Source organism: Marinilactibacillus piezotolerans, from assembly GCF_900114235.1.
Taxonomy (GTDB): domain Bacteria; phylum Bacillota; class Bacilli; order Lactobacillales; family Carnobacteriaceae_A; genus Marinilactibacillus; species Marinilactibacillus piezotolerans.
This window is the reverse complement of sequence record NZ_FOSJ01000029.1, coordinates 1-18,663: the sequence shown is the minus strand read 5'-3', so window position 1 is coordinate 18,663 and position 18,663 is coordinate 1. Positions and strand designations below refer to the sequence as shown.

Sequence of the window (18,663 nt, the reverse complement as noted above, 5' to 3'; positions counted from 1 at the left end):
AGAACCTTCCTTCCCGAGAATAATTTATTTACTAATAAAACGATCAATTTTATCTTTAAAAGGAATATATCGCCATTCTTGTTCACTCAAAAGATTAAAATAGATTAAGCCAAATATAAATACGACGCTACCCAAAGAGGTTCCAATAAGTGTCAAAACCAGTGCTAGCAATCTACTCATATCAGGAATTATCAGCGTCAGTCCTTCAAGGCTCAAATATGTTAAGAAACCCATAAGGATGAGCATAGTTGTGATTTTAAAAATCTTTCCATTTTCAAGAAATTTAGTCCAAATGTTTTTTGGCATTTGACTATTCATTAATAATAAAACGATTATTAAAGATACAATAGTCAAATAACTTGACCCCATAATCCCTACATATCTTACTGCTAACTGATTCATTGACGCCTTGAATATCAACCCGGCTAACAAGGAGATCACAGGCATGATCCGATTCGTCTCGCTTTGTAAGATAGAGTGAGTGCTGGTGATCAGGGAAGCCAATAAAATACTAACTACATAAACCTGCAATATTCCTGTTCCGGCTTCATCAGAAAATAACGCATGATTAAGCCATGGCATAATCACAATTAATCCAACAGAAGCCGCTCCTGAAAATAAAAGAGTCAGATTTAGAACTGTAAAGCTGATTTTTTCCCACTCTTCCTTTTTATTTTCTTGGCTGTATTTTCTAAGCAATGGTAATGCACTCGTTGAGATACCTAGCCCAATGACTAATCCGAGTTGCACAAACGGTTGTCCCCTATCGTAAATTCCTTTTGTACTCATTGCCACTCGCTCAGAAATACCTGAATCTATCAGACCATTGTAGACGGTAAAAGAATCCAATAACTGAAAAAGCACCATCATGCTGCTCATTGCTGTTAATGGCAAGCCTTCAATTATTAATCTTCGACCAATCTTCAAAAATTTTTGTTTATCGAATGTCTTGTTAAGATTCATACTTTCTGTTCTTTTGAAAACATACCAAAAAAGAATAACTGATCCAACTATCCCGGCGATCCAAGAAGAAGCTAAAGCTAAAGAGCCCATTTCATAAACGGTCCAATCGGTAAGTGTATAAAGATATGCTGCCCCTAACAGTACAGTAATTCGAGCAACCTGTTCCCCAACTTGCGAAATGCCGGTAGGAAGCATGTCTAGATTCCCTTGGAAAAAACCGCGTATACATGATAAAAAAGGAATAAACAAATAGATGTATGAAACTGAACGAATCACTGGAAAAAGTTCTGCATCTCCCATTTTTCCAGCAATCCAGCCAGCTCCAAGCCAGAAAAAAGCAAATAAGATGAATGATACTATAATCAGCCATACTCCGATCAGCTTTATGACGACTTGCTGTTCAGAACGCTCTTTTTCTTCTGCAATGATTTTTGAGACAAATAAAGGAAGACCATTTAAGGAAAGTGCAACAGCAATACCATAAAGTGGATAGATTTGCTGATAAACGTAGAAACCTTCATCTCCTGTTAAATTCTGAAATGGAACTTTATATAAAGCACTGAGCACTTTTGTTATAAAAGCAGCGATCGACAAAACCAAAGCACCTTGCATCATATGATTTTGATGGTTATTATCCACTCTATTCATTTCCTTTACCTGCTACTGCCTCTTTTTTATTCATTTGAAATTCTGAAATGTTTTTGGAAAACAAAACTAATGAATCTAGCCATTCATTATCCACCAATCTAACAGGCAGCTTGAAAACGATACTCAAACGGTCATTTGTGTTCATATTTGTTTTCAGACTGATTTTTTTCAAAGCTTTGAAAACTTCTGGTAACGGTAAAGTTTGCGTCCCTTCTTTGGAGAAGGTAACAGCCACCTTTTGCTTATCTCGTTTAATTGTTTCAATCAATGCTCTATCGCTATACATTTTAAGCAATCCAACTGTTAACAGATCAGAGACTTCTTGAGGATAATCTCCGAAACGGTCAATCAATTCATCTTGGAGTTCCACATAGTCCTGGTCACTAGCAAATTCACGTATACGTTTATATAACTCGATTTTCTGTCTTTCATCTTCAATGTATGTGCTTGGAAGATACGCATCTACTGAAAGATCTAGTTCAACATTCGTCTGCAGCTGTGCAGTGTCTCCTCGTTTTCTAGCTACTGCTTCTGATAACATCTGAGAATAGAGATCGAATCCAACTGAATCAATAAACCCATGCTGTTGCTGACCCAATAAATTTCCAGCTCCTCGAATAGATAAATCTCTCATTGCAATCTTAAATCCGGAACCAAGTTCAGTAAAATCTTTGATTGCCTGTAATCTTTTTTCACTGACTTCTGTTAAAATTTTATTCGGCTGATGCATGAAATAAGCATAAGCAATTCGACTGCTTCGACCAACACGACCTCTTAGCTGATACAGCTGTGACAAGCCCATGCGATCAGCATCCTCGACTAGAAGTGTATTGACATTGGGCATATCAATCCCAGTCTCAATAATCGTCGTTGTAACTAATATATCAAACTCTCCCTGAATAAATTCGAATAATACATTTTCCAGTTGTCCTTCTGACATCTGGCCATGTGCAATACCTATACGTGCGTCCGGAACAAGCTGCTGAAGTTCTTCAGCTCTCTGGTCAATCGTACTTACACGATTATGAAGATAAAAAACTTGTCCACCTCGGGCCAGTTCTCTCTTCATTGCTTCACCAACCACGGCACCATTCATTTCCATAACATAAGTTTGCACGGGATAGCGATTAGCCGGCGGAGTCTCAATTACTGATAAGTCTCTCACTCCAAGCATAGACATGTGTAAGGTTCTAGGGATAGGAGTCGCAGTCAGCGTTAATACATCAACTTCGTTCTTCAACTGCTTCAATCGTTCTTTATGTTTAACTCCAAAGCGCTGCTCTTCATCAACAACTAGTAAGCCTAAATCTTGAAACACAACATCTTTAGATAAAATTCTGTGGGTTCCTACTACTACATCTACTTGTCCTTTACGCAATTCTTCTGTTAACTTTTTCATTTGCTGTCCAGTTCTAAACCGACTCATCAATCCAATTTCAACTGGAAAATCGCTAAAACGTTCTAACATGGTTTCATAATGCTGCTGGGCTAAGACAGTTGTCGGTACTAATATAGCCGCTTGTTTTCCGTCTTGTACAGCTTTAAAAATTGCCCGCATTGCGACCTCGGTTTTCCCATATCCAACATCTCCAACTAATAGACGATCCATTGGTTTATCTTTTTCCATGTCTCGTTTAACTTCTTTAATTGAACGAAGCTGGTCATCTGTTTCGGTATAGGGAAATGCTTCGTCGAATTCATGCTGATATTCATTATCTTCTGAAAAAGGAAACCCAGTTTTTCTTTCTCTTTCAGCATATAATTCAATCAGATCATCTGCAATATCCTCTACTTGGCTCGCAACTTTTCTCTTAGTTTTTGCCCAGGCAGTCCCGCCTAACTTATTTATCTTAGGCGTTTTCCCTTCTGAAGATACGTATTTCTGCAGCAAGTTTACTTGGGTGACTGGAATAAATAATTTAGAGTCATTATCATATATGATAGACATATAGTCTTGATGGACTCCACCAATTTCCATTGTTTCCATTCCAGTGTATCTTCCGATACCGTGATTAACGTGAACAACAAAATCTCCTGGATTCAATTCTGTATAACTTTTTAGTCTTTCAGCGTTTGTTATATTCTGACGACGTACTTTCTTGCGATTGACACGATTAAATAGTTCTTTTTCAGTCAGAACGGCCAATTTTTCAGTAGGCAATTCAAATCCGTTTTGAACAGTCGATGAAATAACTTGTATTTTCTTTTCTTGTATTTCTCCATTTCCTGCAAGGATGCTCGGAATTTCAAAATCCAGTAATGTACGATTCACTTTATCTGCTCGTTCTGCATCTGCTGTCATTACAACTACAGTGTATCCTAATTTTTCCCAGCGATCCATTTCTGTTTTCAGCAAATGCATTTGCCCGAAAAATTGCTGCATGTTTCGGTACTGGAAAGGATGAATTGCATCAAAACGCAAACCTCCCATGCCTTTCTGGAATAAAGCAAAGTGCAAAGTATCATGTTGATTTTTTTTAAGCTCTTCTCTAAAGTCGTTTGAAAAAGTCTGTTTCTGTAAAACTAGCCGCTGGCTCAACTGGGAAGTAGCCCATTCTGCCTCTTCTTCATTCAAAAGAGCATCTTTCTCTAGAATTCTTGGATATTCATCCATTACTAAAATTGCATCATCTGCCATATAATCGATTATAGAAGACTGCTTTTCGTACACAAAATCTCTGAATTTGACTAGATCATCTGTCAATTCACCGGTTTCCAATCCTCTAATCACAGAATCTAATTGCTTACTCAATATTTGCTTAGCTTCGTTATCAGTTAGAGCTGCTAAATTTCTCGATAGTGCTTTTTTCAGCTTTTCAGCTGCTGGCTTCATTTGCTCTTTTGTTACTAGAAAATCTGTTGCAGGTATTAAAGAAATTTTACTTACATTTTCTATTGAGCGCTGGGTATCTGCATCAAAAAATCTCAATGAATCAACCTCTACATCGAACAACTCAATTCTTACAGGATTTTCTTCTGTCAATGGATAGACATCAATAATGCCTCCCCTGATACTAAACTCTCCTGGAGCAGCAACCTTTTGTTCTCTTCTATATCCCATTCCTATAAGCGATTCACCAAAGTGGTCAAACTCGATTTCGGCACCCAGTTCAATATTGATGTGAGATGCTTGAAATACTTCTTTGGGTGGCAATAATTTTCTAATACCAGAAAGCGGGATAATAACAATCCCAGGTTTCCCAGATAAAAGATAATCTAGCGCTTGCACTCTTTCTGCCCGAGCTTCAGGCGAAGCAATCGCCATTTCAGCATGAATCATATCATCGACTGAAAATACAAATAACTGGTCATCAGGAACTAGACCAGTTAAATCTGCCATCAGTTGATTAGCATGATATAAATTTTGTGCTATAATCACGATCTGCTTTTGTTTTTCTTTCAATAAAGAAGAAAGGAGTAATGCTCTAGCAGAACCAGCAATTCCGGTAATCAATTGCGTCTGTCTCTGTCCAATAGTAGAGAAAACCTTTTGAACAGAGGGTTTCTCTGATAAAAAACTTGTAATCGTTGACAATAGTTTCCTTCTCCTTTTCAAATTCGTACAATGTTCATACTATCTTTGTTAGTTTGCTTTTAATTAATTATATTTAGTCATTGTATCCTGGAATGTTTTCCCTTCTGACCAGTATTTAACTGCATCAGCTGTAACTTTGACCGCTGACAGCATATCTTCATGAACATCTTTTTCAAATCCACTCAATACATGAGAAATCACAGACTGATCTGGATAAGGTCTTCCAACACCTATACGAATTCTGTTAAAATTCTGCGTTCCAATATGCTGGATAAGACTTTTAATTCCATTGTGCCCGCCAGCACTACCTTTCATTCGTAAACGAATTTTTCCAGTTGGTAAATCCATATCATCATATATCACTACAATATCTTCTTCCGATAAATTATAAAAATCCATCCACGGACGAATAGATCTTCCGGAATCATTCATGTAAGTCTGCGGCTTGATCAATATAATTTTTTCTGATCCAATTCTTCCTTCTGCATAAACAGAATCAAATTTACTTTTATTAAATGCCAATCCCAGCTGATAAGCAATTTCATCCAATGCAATAAATCCTATATTATGTTTCGTTTCTTTATATTTTGCACCTGGATTTCCTAATCCTATGATTAATTTCATCCTTAAACTCCCTTGATTCACGTTTTCTTATACATGCAAAAAAGCTGAACGAGTTATCCGTTCAGACTTTTTTCTTTAATTGCTTTAAATTGAGTATAGCATAGTCGTCAAATGAATTAAATCATTCTTACTTTGCTGGTTGTCTTGCTACTAAGTTTTTTTAACAAATTGATTCTGGCAGGATGGACAAGTTATCCTAACCTTCCCTCTACCTCTAGGCACGCGTACTTTCTGTTTACAAGCACCACATTTATAATATTTATAGACTTTATGCTGGGCTTGCTTATTTCTCAGTCTTTGGATCGTTGATACTATCTTTTGTTTTAATTTAATATATCGAGTAAATTCTTTATAGCGATTAGCTTTTTCTTTAGATAAAACACGTAAAACTGCATAAGCTATAAACGCAACTCCTAAGATTTGTAAGAACCATCCTCCAAAGAAGCTGGACAATATATTAGTTATAAGCCCTACTACCATTAACACCTTCGATAGTTCATCCATTCCATAGCGACCGTTCATATAAAACATCATTTTTTGAATAAATTGCATTAGTCCCACCCTTTTGTCTTGTTTAAATATTATACCAATAAAGTGTTAAGAATTTATGAAAAACCTTATTCTTTTGAATTTTTTAAAAAGACACAAAAACCGCAGCTCCCTAATAAGGAAACTCCGGTTTTGAACATTTTTCATTAAAAATCATCTATTTATTCTTCTGCCGCTGGTTCAGTTTCGGTTGAAGAAACAATTACTGTTTCATGACGAACTAATTCTTCAGCGTCTGCTTCATCGCCGACTTCCCATAAATCTTCATTAGAAATGCCTACTTCATAACTCATATCTTCTTCCGGCGTTGACACAGGATAAGTGAATTCACCTTCAGTTACTTCTGGTTTTGCAATAACTTCACCATCTTGAATTACATAAGCATAGATTGTTGTATCTTCTTCATTAGCAACCGCTGTTCCAGTAATCACTGCTTCCCCATCTACTGGTGAGTATAGATAGCCTTCTTCAGTCCAGGTAGCTCCAGACATTTCTAACTCAATAGCTGAAGTATAGTCTAAGCTATCAGTGTCGATATTATCTATAATATCCATTGCGCTATCAGATTCATTTCCTGCTTCTTCTGTTTTTTCTGTTTCTGTTGTATCGCTTGCTTCGTCTTCTCCAGAATCACATGCAGCTAGCAATAGTCCAGACACTGCTAGTAATCCAATTAACTTTTTATATTCCATTGTTTCTCCCCCTAAATGTATGTAGCCTATTCCGACAATTCTTCAAATAAAAAAATTTGCTCAAACAATATATTAGCATATCTATGCTTTTATAACAAACTTTCCACTTTTCGTTATTTGAAACATAAATAGCAAAAAATTACATATTAGCGTTATAATAATTCTTTTACTTGGCATTTCATAGAAATAGACTCATTAGGGTATATTATAATTCGAATATAAATATAATAATATAATTAAATAGTTATAAAACGATTTTCAATTCCACCGAATTATCATGTTTAATGTTATACTTTAGAAATTTTTTCATATTTTTTTATGATTTTTTCTTGGATTTCATCATTGCTTAATTGAGTAACCTCTTGGATAACAGACGAAATAGATTTTTCTGCGAGCATCTTTTGAAGTTCAACACTTTCTGAATCATTCGGATTATCATATCGTAATGCTTTAGCTACTGTAGCAATCAAAGCATCAACCTCTAATCCTCTTTCAACGGCTTCTCTAATTGGTCTGATGAAACGTTCATCATAACCAAGTTTGCGGATAGGTGTTCTACCTACTCTAGTTACATCGTCAGATAATCTTGGATTTTGAAATCTGGATAATATTTTCTCTATATAAGCTGTATGTTCTTTCTGATTAAATCCCCATTTATCAATCAATAAAGCGCCTGTTTCGTGCAGCACATTTTTGACTTCATTTAGAACTTTTTCATCTCTTAATGATTCGTCGATCGTTTGATAGCCTGCAAAAGCTCCATTATAGGCAACTGTGGCGTGACCAGTATTAACTGTAAATAATTTTCTTTCTATAAATGGTGCCAGGTCTTCTACGTAATGAACTTGTTTCAGTTTCAATTCTGTATTTTTCATTCCCTGCAAACTTACTACCCATTCTTTATATGATTCTACAGTAACTTTTAGTGGATCTGCATGAGTTTGCTGTGGAACAATACGATCTACAGCGGCATCCGGAAATCCTACATACTTCTCTAAATAGTTAGCTGTATGTTCATTTTCAATGTGACTCATCACTTCTTGCTTCAAGAACGTACTGCCACCAATCATGTTTTCACAGGCAATTACGTCTATAGGAGTATTATTTTTCAGCTCTTCTCTTTTTTGTATACCCTGAGCAATCAAAGGTGCAATCAGCGGTAAGATGTTAGGTCCAATTGCAGTCGTGACCAAGTCAGCTTGTGCTATAGTATCTACTACTTTTGCTGGATTTTTGGCATTATTTATTCCATATACATTATCTACTTTAATGAGTGCTCCTTCGTCAGAAGCTTCTTCGATCGTATATTTCTTTTCTTTATTCAGTGCATCAATAACCTGTTCATTTACATCTACAAAAGCAATTTCTGAATTGTTCTGATTTAAAATTTCTCCAATAAATCCTCGACCGATATTGCCGGCTCCAAAATGTACAGTTAACATTAAGCTTCAATACCTCCTAATAATTGAACAATTTCTTTTTCTGACTTCGCATCTGCCAGTTTTGTAACATTTTCAATTTCAGAACAATATACAGCAATCTGAGACAACACTTCTAAGTGGTCATTTCCGGCCCCTGCAATACCAATAATGATAGTTGCTAATTTATCTTCTCCGTCTTTTCCGAAATTCACTCCTTCGGGTACTTGAACAACAGATATCCCTGTGGATTCAATCAATTCTTTTGCATCTTCTCTACCATGTGGAATAGCTATAAAATTACCCATATAAGTTGAAACAGTTTCTTCTCTTTCAAGCATAGATTCAATATACTCTGGTTTAACATATCCCCCATCCACTAATAAGCGCCCTGCTTCTCTAATTGCATCTTCTTTGTTTGAGAACGATTTATTCAAAACCACATTCTCTTCTTTTAAAATTGTCATACTGTTTTACTCCTCTTTAATTCATTTTCTCTAAAAAAAGTTGGTTTAAATGATATTCAATTTGCTCTTTCGATCCGTTATTAAATAGATGCAGGTTTGCATCACTTTCTACTATAGAGGCACTAATCGTACCCATCATATCTTGTATTGAAGTATCCATAGGGTCTGGTGCTAGAAGTAATAAAATTCGATTCAATTTCATTTTTTTCTGCTCCATGTTGACAATCTCAAAAGACTGCGATAAATCGACTACGCTGAAATACGGTTCTTTTATTGTCTTATGGATACAGTGAAACAACCCTAATCCGGTATTTGGTATCCCAATTGGTGCTGTGTTCATACGTTTCTCTAGTTTTTGAGCTACTGCTTGTGGATCCTCAAGTATAGAGTTTGGCAGTGATAGACAAATCTGATATAGCGTTTCTTTCAAAGATTTATATTGTGGCATTACTTTTAAGTCAAATGATTCGAGCAAACGGTTGACAGAAACGATTTTTACATATAAATCTTGAAAGCTTTGATGATTATCACTTTGTCTTAAAATATTTCTATTTGAATTTCTCAATTCTCTAACTTTTTTACGCAAAACTTGGTCTATATAGGTTCGTATACTTTTGAGTTCATCTTCCATCAGCAGAGGTGTCACAACTTTATATTCTTCTTCAAATCCTTGAAGAAATATAGTAGAAAGAATCAAGTCATATTTTTCATAACTCAGCTGGTGTAACTGAGAAATTCGTGAAACATCCACATTGGTTACTTCTGGAATATTTTTTCTCAGTCTACTCTCTAATATTTTTGCTGTTCCCATTCCACTTGAACATATAATCAATACATTGAGCAGCTGTGCACTGGAATTCCTTTCATAAGCTGAAGCAAAATGAATAACGACATATAACAATTCGTTAAACTGAAATTCAAAATTCGGAAATTCTTTAGAAAGCTTATCTTCTATTGTGAGACTTAAGTCTTCATATTCTTTATGGACTTTTTCAAGTAACGGATTATTCACTTCTGGCATCGGCGCTTTATTCCGTTGTATAGCTGCTGAGATATGTGCAAACAGGTCTTTGAACAGCGTTTCATCTTGATAAAATTGTACTTGCATCTCCTCAGAAACAGAACGAATCAGTTCTCTAACTTGAAAACTCAATTGAAGATCATAATCATCTGAAAATTCATCCCTAAGTGGAACATTAAGCCCATCAATCTGGAGAGCTAGAAAAACAACTTCTTCAAGTGGAATATGACTCAAGCCGTATTGGGCACTGATTTCCGTTAATAATGCTCTAGAAATAGATTCACTGCGTTCCCGAACCTTCAATTCTTCTGTGTGCTTATTGATTTCTTTCAGTGCAACCAACTGATTCTCTTTGATTCTCTTAATTGAAAAAGTGATAAATAGAATCAAGCTTTGTAATTGAGTATCATTTACTTCTTCAAATTGAAATTCTTCATATTGTTTGACTAGCTTATACACAATTTCTAAAGCCGCTGGGTCAAGAACTTTCAAAAAAGGATTTTTATTTTTATTCATGACCTTTTTCTGGAGCAAATTATTCTGATCAAATAACTTAAAAAAATTATATTCATTTAATTCGCTAGCAATCAATCCGCTAACAATTAACCTTAGAGAAGATTCTGAAGCTTTTGCTTTAATTCCTCTAGCTTTTTTACGTTTAATTTGAATATCATACTCTTTAAAAATTTCTTCTATTGCCTGAAGATCTTGCTGAATCGTTCCCACACTCACTTTAAGATCATAAGCTAAAGATTCCATTTTTATTTCGCTAGATTCTAGTAATAAGCTGATCATCAATAAACTTTGTCTCTTTTTAGTAGTCAATTCATCTGAGGCATTATAAATTTCCGCCTGCAATTCTTCAATAAACTTAGGATTACCTTGTATAAAATATCCATCGTCTTCTTTTTGGAGCCGTAATTGATATTGAGCAAGCGTACTTTCTAAACTAGAAATTTCTCTGTAGATTGTTCTTGTACTTACATTTAGTCGATTCGCTAGATACTTGATTGTCACACCATTTCTCTGATTCAATAAATGCTCTAATATTATTTTTTCTCTATTTGAGATGTACAGGTCGTTCACCTCTTTTCACTTTCTTTGTTCGTTTCAAATTTTTCCATAGCCTAATTTATAAAAACACAGAAAACAGTGAATTTCTTCACTGTTTTCTTAGAGTTTTCTGCCTTTACGACATAGACCTATTCATTAAGATTGGTTTTTTATTTTTTGAACGATCTCATCGTATTTGGGACTGCCCAAGAAATTATCTACAGAAACATGTACCGCACTTGGAGTACGCTGTGAAGCTCTTTCTGTCAATTCTTCTTGAGTAATAACTAGCAATCCTTCTTCATCTTGTAAATTATTGATAGAAGAGTTTGTTACACTTATATTCAAATCTGCTTCTTTCACTTTTTTCTTCATCAGTGAAGCACCCATCGCTGATGAACCCATTCCTGCATCGCATGCAAAGATGATTTTGCTGACATGATTGTTTTCTACAGCATCAACACCCACTGGTGTATCTCCTGCTCCAACTGCGCCAGCATCATTTGCTGTAACTTGCCCTTTAGCTTGTGCTTTGTTAGCACTAGATTTAGCAATCGCTTCGTCCAATGCATCTTCGCTATCCTCTGAGCGGTCTAATTTCAATATTAGCGAACCTACTGCAAACGAAGCGGCAGCTGCAACTAGTACACTTGAGATAACAGCTATATATGCACCTGAAGCAGTTGCACCTAATACCGCAATAATTGAACCTGGTGAAGCTGGAGAGCGCAAAGCCCCTCCTAAGATTACGTTAGTGAATGTTCCGGATACCCCACCGGCAATAGCTGCTAAGAACATAGCTGGTTTCATCAATACATATGGGAAATAAATTTCGTGGATCCCACCAATAAAGTGAATAAATACAGCACCGAATGAAGAAGATTTAGCTGAACCTTTACCAAATACCATATAAGATAATAAAATTCCAAGTCCTGGTCCAGGGTTTGCTTCAAGCAAGTAGACAATTGATCTACCCGTTTCAGCAGTTTGCTGTGCTCCAAGTGGAGTAAATATTCCGTGGTTAATAGCGTTGTTCAAGAACAATACTTTCGCTGGTTCTATAAATACATTTGCGAAAGGCAATAAGTTAGCATCAATAATCCATTCTACTCCAGCAGCCATCGCATTATTCAAGGCTAAAAATACTGGTCCAATTGCAACAAAAGCTGCTAAAGATAAAATAAAACCAATGATCCCACTTGAAAAGTTGTTAACCAGCATTTCCAGACCAGTAGGAATCTTGTCTGAGAAAATGTCATCGAACACTTTAATAGCGTATCCTCCTAGAGGACCAACTCCCATTGCTCCTAATAACATTGGTGCATCAGGTGCTCCTAAGATCACTCCCATTGTTGCAATTACCCCAACAACTGCTCCACGTTGTCCGTGAACCATGCTTCCTCCTTGATACGCAATCAATAGTGGAATAAGGTAATTAATCATCGGCCCTACCATTGTAGCAAAATCTTCATTTGGGAAGAAGCCATCTGGAATAAATAATGCTGTAAGAATTCCCCAAGCAATCAATGCTCCGATATTAGGCATGACCATTCCGCTTAAGTATGAACCTAAACGTTGAATTGCTGACTTTCCACCTCTACTCTTTGTTTCTTGCATGTTATACTCTCCTTTATTATTGGTTTATTTATTGCTCAACCTTATGTCCATATTGTAAGCGCTACGCTTACTTAGTACTAGTCATACTAGTACTGACTTTGTCAAAGATTTATTGACAAGATTTATTTTATGGACCTTACTATTAAACAAGGGTTAGCAAAAAATCTTTATTTATCAAAGAGTTAACTGCTAATGACTTCATTTTATTAAGTCTAGGTTCTTTTGCTTAAGAAAGTTAAGTAAATCTCTCTATAACCAAGCCTGCAAATAGCAAGTATACCAATTTTATTATCTTATTAATTTAAAGTTTGACAACAGCCTTAAATGGTTATAATATTGTCATGCATCAAGATTATATTTTAAAAAACAGTATATACCAATTGCATTTTGGTCTATACCTCTAAAAAATTATTGAAAGTAGGAAAGAATATGTGTGGAATTGTAGGATATATAGGAAACAAAGATGTAAAAGAAATTTTATTAAGTGGTTTAGATACGTTAGAATATCGTGGATATGATTCTGCGGGTATCTATATTACAGATGAAAAAAATCAAGGACACCTATTTAAAGAAAAAGGCCGTATCGCTGCTTTGCGTGATAAAGTAGACGAGTCAATCAATGCCTACTCTGGTATTGGACACACACGCTGGGCTACTCACGGCGTACCTAGTGTAGAAAATGCACACCCTCATCAATCAACAAGTGGTCGTTTCACTATTGTACATAATGGTGTAATCGAAAACTTTGAAGAAGTAAAAGATGCTTATTTGGCCGATGTACATTTCCATAGCACTACAGACACGGAAGTAATCGTTCAATTAATTGCCTGGTTTGTAGAATCCGAAGAACTAGACACCATTGATGCATTTAAAAAAGCAATCGTTACCTTAAAGGGTTCTTATGCTTTAGCTTTAGTTGATAACGAAAATCCTGATACTTTATATGCTGCTAAGAACAAATCTCCTCTATTACTAGGTACCGGTGAAGGTTTCAATGTTATTTCTTCTGATGCAATGGCAATGGTGCGCGAAACAAGTCAATTCATAGAGTTGATGGATGGAGAAGTAGCTACTTTAACAAAAGATTCTATCAAGATAGAAGACCTCGCAGGTGAAACCATTGAACGTGACAGCTATACTGCTCATATTGATGCAAATGATCTGGGTAAAGGAACTTACCCATACTATATGATCAAAGAAATCGATGAACAACCGGCTGTAATGCGTAAACTGGTTCAACAATACCAGAATGAAGATGGCAACTTAGAAATCAATGAAGATATACTAGCAGAAGTTAAAGAAAGTGACCGTGTTTATATCGTAGCATGTGGAACTAGTTATAATGCTGGTTGGGTCGGCAAACAACTGATTGAACGTATAACCGGCACTCCTGCTGAAGTTCATTTGGCAAGTGAGTTTGCGTACAACACACCATTACTGACGAAGAAACCATTCTTTATCTTCCTATCTCAATCAGGAGAAACAGCAGACAGCCGTCAAGTACTAGTTCAAGTTAATAAAGCAGGTTATCCTTCATTGACACTTACAAATGTCCCTGGTTCAACATTGTCTCGTGAAGCTAAGTATACCTTATTGTTACACGCTGGTCCTGAAATCGCAGTTGCTTCTACTAAAGCCTATACTGCTCAAATTGCTGTTCTTGCTATCCTAGCAGAATGTGTAGCTAAATTTAACGGTGTAGATTCTCCATTAGATGTAGCCCATGAACTAGGAATCATCGCAAATGCTATTGAAACAGTCATTGACGATCATGAAGTTTTCGAACATTTGTCTGTTACTCACTTGAGCACTAGTAAGAATGCATTTTATATTGGTCGAGGAATCGACTACTATGTAGTAATGGAAGCTGCTTTGAAACTCAAAGAGGTTTCTTATGTTCAAGCTGAAGGTTGGGCATCAGGAGAATTAAAACATGGAACGATTGCATTGATTGAAGATAACACACCTGTCATTTCAATTATTACTGATGAAGTTTCTGGACCACATACTCGCGGTAACGCCCATGAAGTCATTTCTCGTGGTGCAAACAGTATGATTATTTCTATGGAGGGCTTAGACCGCCAAGAGGATGCTTATGTCCTTCCAAAAGTGCATGATTTATTGACTCCACTAATCAGCGTTATTCCTACACAGCTGATTGCTTACTATACAGCATTGCACCGTGGAAACGATGTTGATAAACCTCGTAATTTGGCAAAATCAGTAACCGTTGAATAATCATCAATCTAGATAGAACAAAAAAATTCAAAAGAACCGAGAGTGCATATTATAATGCTTCTCGGTTCTTTTCATTTATTCTTAATAAAAAAATTGTTCATATAATTATTTACAGAACCTACTATTATAAAATATAATTCTTCCTTCGCTGTCAAGCGATGTCAATGGGAAATCTTTATTATTACAAAAATTTAATAAAATAGCATATATTGTGTACTGAGTAATTATTTGATACTATATATAGTGTCAAAAACAAAATGAAAGGAAGCTATATAATGGAATTTTTACCCACATCTTACGTAGAAGAATACGTAGCGCAACATTCTAATCCGCTTAATGAACTTGGAGAATTTGTTTACAGCCGTACCTACTCAAGGTGGCTCGAAGATAAAGGTCGCAGAGAATATTGGCATGAAACAGCAAAACGCGCTATCGAATACAATATGGCACTTGAATATAAGCATTTAAAAAAAATTGGGTATTCTATTGATCTTGAATCAATGCGCAAAGAAGCAAAAGAGCTTTTTGAATCAATCTATAATACGAAACAATTCCCTTCAGGAAGAACCTTGTGGCTTGGGAATGCCAATGAAAAAGTAAATGAAAATTTTGCTTTAGGTAATTTTAACTGCTCTTTCTTATCTATTGAAAAATGGGAAGATTTAGGTGAACTCTTCTATCTCTTACTCGTAGGGACCGGCGTAGGATTTAAGTCACGCAAGAAAATGGCCCAAAAGATGGACCCAATTCGCACTGACACCTCCCTCTTACATTCTGAGTACCGACCTGTCCCCGTAGAGGAACGCTTAGAACATACACAAACAGTAAAAATGGAAAATGGCTATGCAAAAATTTACGTTGGAGATTCCAAGGAAGGATGGGTTGAATCTCTTACTCAGTATCTAGATTTACTAATAAAAAAAGAAAACGAAGATATTCATACAGTTAAAATCAGCTATAACAGTGTGCGACCTGAAGGTGAGCGCTTAAAGACGTTTGGTGGAACAGCATCAGGACCTGCACCGCTGAAAGAAATGTTTGAAGGCATTAATAAAGTACTTAAAAATGAAATTGATCCGTATCTAGATCCAATTGAAATTGACGACAAAGGCTACGGCAAGGTTCGTCCGGTCCATATTTTAGACATCGGTAATTTGATCGGCGCAAATGTTGTTGTTGGCGGAGTGAGAAGAACAGCAGAAATATTCTTGTTTGATGCAGATGATCATGAATCTATGTTTGCTAAATATGGTATAAACGGTATCTGGACTGAAGAGCAACTGGAACACCATAAAAACATTGGCAATCTCTTGGAAAAAGCAAAAATCAAGCCTCGTTGGTTCGATAACTTGAAAGCAGTGGGCGATCGTCGTGAAGGTTTGGATCACCGTCGCATGAGTAACAACTCCATTGCTTTTGAGAAAAAACCATCTCGGGACTTCTTACATCTTGTATTTGAAATGATGCAGCTCGAAGGAGAGCCAGGTTTCTTCAATATGGAAGAAGCTCGTCGTCGTCGCCCTAATGCTGAAGGCGTCAATCCTTGCGGCGAAATCATTTTGGATTCTAAAGGGGTATGTAACTTGACCACAATCAATGTCAAAGCTTTTGTACAAGAAAATGAAGACGGAACCTACCGTCTCGACTTGGACAATTTAAAGCGCGCTCAAGAGCTCTCTGCTCGCATTGGCCTGCGTATGACTTTAACTCCTTTGGAAATCGATTCATGGAATGACATACAACAACGTGATCGACTCATCGGTACATCTGTAACTGGCTGGAAAGATGCGCTTGCGCTCGTTAACGCTACTGAAGAAGACGAAGTCAAATGGATGAACATTCTGCGTGATGCTTCTCGAAATGCAGCAGATGAATACGCCAAAGCTTTGCGTGTCAATGCTCCCTTACTAGCGACAACTGTTAAACCTGAAGGAACGTTATCACAAGTTGCTGGTGGCGTCTCTCCTGGTGTTCATATGAGCCACAGTCCGTATTATATCCGTCGTATCCGCATCACCGCTACTGACCCACTTGTTAAAGTCGCTAAAGAACTTGGTTGGAAAATTCATGCAGAAATCGGTACAGCAAATATTTATGATCAAAACGAATTGGCTAAAGAGCATGTTATTGCGCAAGCAAGAACTGTAGTAATAGATTTCCCTATCGCTAGTGGCTCAAAGCGTACAAAAGAAGATACGACGGTCGACGAACAGTTTGATACCTACTTCCGATTCCAGAAAGAATACGTGGAGCACAATGCCTCCAATACAATTGACGTTAAACCCGGTGAATGGGCTCAGGCAGAAAAGCGTGTTTGGGATGGCTGGGATAAATTTGTCGGCGTCTCATTCCTAAGCCACGACGGCGGAACTTATACTTTGGCTCCTTATGAAGCCTGTACAGAGAAAGAATACGAACAGCTCAAATCATCTATGAAACCTTTTGATACAACCCTGCTCCATCAGTTTGAGCGTAATGAAACAAATGCTGATTTGGATAATATGGAAGCTTGCTCATCAGGCGTTTGTCCAATCAGATAAAAAAGCAGCAGGGTAAGAAGGATAGAGAAAATAAAACTTGAATTGTATTCGCACTTTTGTCTTGTAAATTTATGCTAGATTCTTAGATCTATTATATGGACTAGTGGTTTATCTTGTTTAGACTCCGTTCTTCGTTTGGAATATTTTTATTCTGTGCTATTTATCAGGACTGCTTGTAAATTTTATATATGCTAAGGGAAATATTAGTTTCTCTGCACTTTTATATCCAAATAGTAATACACATATTTAATCGTTCTGATTCAAAATCAATTTAAATATGTGTTGAAAAATAAAGGAGTATTTTTATGAAAAAGAAAACAACTATCTTACTGTCTACTGCAACAGCACTCATAGCTCTTGCATTTATTTTATGGATTATAGGGCGAAACAACGTCCCAAATTCTAATTCTGAAAAAGCCACTGAAGTAACAGTCCAAATTTATGCGAACGAAGAAGAATTGGCAAATGACTCGCTATCTGTTTCGGCAGATACGACCTTGATGGATGCTATGGAAGAGAATTATGAGCTTACAGTTTCGGGTGATGGTTTTGTTGAAGCTATTGAAGGCATTGAACAAAGTGTTGACAATAATGAGTTTTGGGTCTTTGAGGCTAATGATGAAATGGTAACTGAGCCAGCAGAAGAATTCATTCTTGAAGATGGAGATACGATTTCATGGGAATTGATGGAATTTTAAATACTATTAAAAAAGTAAAAATCGGCAATCACTCCACCTTATAATTTCACCCAGTACACAAAGAAAATATAGCAAAGATAGCTAGCTGCCTGCTTCTTATAAATCATTTAGGATTTAGACATAAAAAAGAAATATTTATTCAAGCTATGCTGAAAATCATTGCATCTTTTTTACTGAGTGCCAACCCAAACCTTTAATAATAAATTCCAGTTTCGAAAAATCTTTTCCTGTTTCTTCTATAAGTAATAATCTCTAAAAAAACGAGGCTGGGACAAAAGTCTCTGAAAGTCTTTAAATATAGAGAACCCCTGAGAAAATTGTAGAATACAATTCTCTCAGGGGTTCTACTTACTGAATGATTCTATTTTTTCTTTCTTTTATTATATTTTCGTAGGTTATTAGCCATGAAGATCAGATTCGTTTCATTTTCTACATTCGATTTTCCACGAACTGAAAATCGAGTGAACCTCAAATTGGCCTTCACCTGTCCGAAAGTTGGTTCTACATCAATTTTACGTTTACCATAAAATTGAGTCCCTTCTTCTGACGAAAGCTTTTCTCTAATATTTAGTTTTTGTTCTTCGTACTCATAGTTAATGG

13 protein-coding genes are annotated in these 18,663 nt (G+C 36.3%); 3 read left to right on the top strand and 10 right to left on the bottom strand.

Annotated features, from left to right (window positions below; all coding sequences use genetic code 11):
• Positions 1-24 precede the first annotated feature (24 nt).
• The 9 genes from BM212_RS07860 to BM212_RS07820 form a co-directional block, all read right to left on the bottom strand.
• Positions 25-1,611 carry a putative polysaccharide biosynthesis protein gene (locus BM212_RS07860; protein WP_091897942.1) on the bottom strand — a complete coding sequence of 529 codons (1,587 nt, stop codon included), beginning with the start codon at positions 1,609-1,611 and terminating at the stop codon, positions 25-27.
• A complete protein-coding gene (gene mfd, locus BM212_RS07855; RefSeq protein WP_091897940.1) occupies positions 1,604-5,146 on the bottom strand; it encodes a transcription-repair coupling factor in 3,543 nt (1,180 codons plus the stop codon). The genes BM212_RS07860 and mfd overlap by 8 nt, the downstream gene beginning before the upstream one ends.
• A 63-nt stretch (positions 5,147-5,209) precedes the next feature.
• Positions 5,210-5,770 carry an aminoacyl-tRNA hydrolase gene (pth, locus tag BM212_RS07850; RefSeq protein WP_091897938.1) on the bottom strand — a complete coding sequence of 187 codons (561 nt, stop codon included), beginning with the start codon at positions 5,768-5,770 and terminating at the stop codon, positions 5,210-5,212.
• Positions 5,771-5,920: 150 nt separating this feature from the next.
• Positions 5,921-6,322, bottom strand: a complete 402-nt coding sequence (locus BM212_RS07845; protein WP_091897936.1) for a hypothetical protein — start codon at positions 6,320-6,322, stop codon at positions 5,921-5,923.
• Between the two features lie 158 nt (positions 6,323-6,480).
• The gene (locus BM212_RS07840; RefSeq protein WP_091897934.1) at positions 6,481-7,011 is read right to left on the bottom strand and encodes a hypothetical protein; all 531 of its coding nucleotides are present in this window, start codon (positions 7,009-7,011) and stop codon (positions 6,481-6,483) included.
• Positions 7,012-7,298: 287 nt separating this feature from the next.
• The gene (locus tag BM212_RS07835; protein WP_091897932.1) at positions 7,299-8,453 is read right to left on the bottom strand and encodes a mannitol-1-phosphate 5-dehydrogenase; all 1,155 of its coding nucleotides are present in this window, start codon (positions 8,451-8,453) and stop codon (positions 7,299-7,301) included.
• A complete protein-coding gene (locus BM212_RS07830; protein WP_091897930.1) occupies positions 8,453-8,896 on the bottom strand; it encodes a PTS mannitol transporter subunit IIA in 444 nt (147 codons plus the stop codon). Before BM212_RS07830 ends, BM212_RS07835 begins: the two co-directional genes overlap by 1 nt.
• Before the next feature lie 16 nt (positions 8,897-8,912).
• Positions 8,913-11,003, bottom strand: a complete 2,091-nt coding sequence (locus BM212_RS07825; protein WP_091897928.1) for a BglG family transcription antiterminator — start codon at positions 11,001-11,003, stop codon at positions 8,913-8,915.
• 123 nt (positions 11,004-11,126) lie between these two features.
• Entirely contained in the window at positions 11,127-12,587 is a 1,461-nt protein-coding gene (locus BM212_RS07820; protein ID WP_091897926.1) for a PTS mannitol transporter subunit IIBC, read from the bottom strand.
• 429 nt (positions 12,588-13,016) lie between these two features.
• Between BM212_RS07820 and glmS the strand changes: the two genes are divergently transcribed.
• The 3 genes from glmS (at position 13,017) to BM212_RS07805 (ending at position 18,063) form a co-directional block, all read left to right on the top strand.
• The gene (glmS, locus tag BM212_RS07815; RefSeq protein ID WP_091897924.1) at positions 13,017-14,825 is read left to right on the top strand and encodes a glutamine--fructose-6-phosphate transaminase (isomerizing); all 1,809 of its coding nucleotides are present in this window, start codon (positions 13,017-13,019) and stop codon (positions 14,823-14,825) included.
• 275 nt (positions 14,826-15,100) lie between these two features.
• On the top strand, positions 15,101-17,365 hold the full coding sequence (gene nrdJ / locus BM212_RS07810; RefSeq protein WP_218149700.1) for a ribonucleoside-triphosphate reductase, adenosylcobalamin-dependent: 2,265 nt from the start codon (positions 15,101-15,103) through the stop codon (positions 17,363-17,365).
• Between the two features lie 305 nt (positions 17,366-17,670).
• A complete protein-coding gene (locus BM212_RS07805; RefSeq protein WP_072693256.1) occupies positions 17,671-18,063 on the top strand; it encodes a DUF4430 domain-containing protein in 393 nt (130 codons plus the stop codon).
• Positions 18,064-18,424: 361 nt separating this feature from the next.
• On the opposite strand, the gene BM212_RS07800 is transcribed toward BM212_RS07805, so the two are convergent.
• Positions 18,425-18,663 (bottom strand): transposase (locus tag BM212_RS07800; RefSeq protein ID WP_143744926.1); only part of this gene is annotated, 239 nt, incomplete at its 5' end.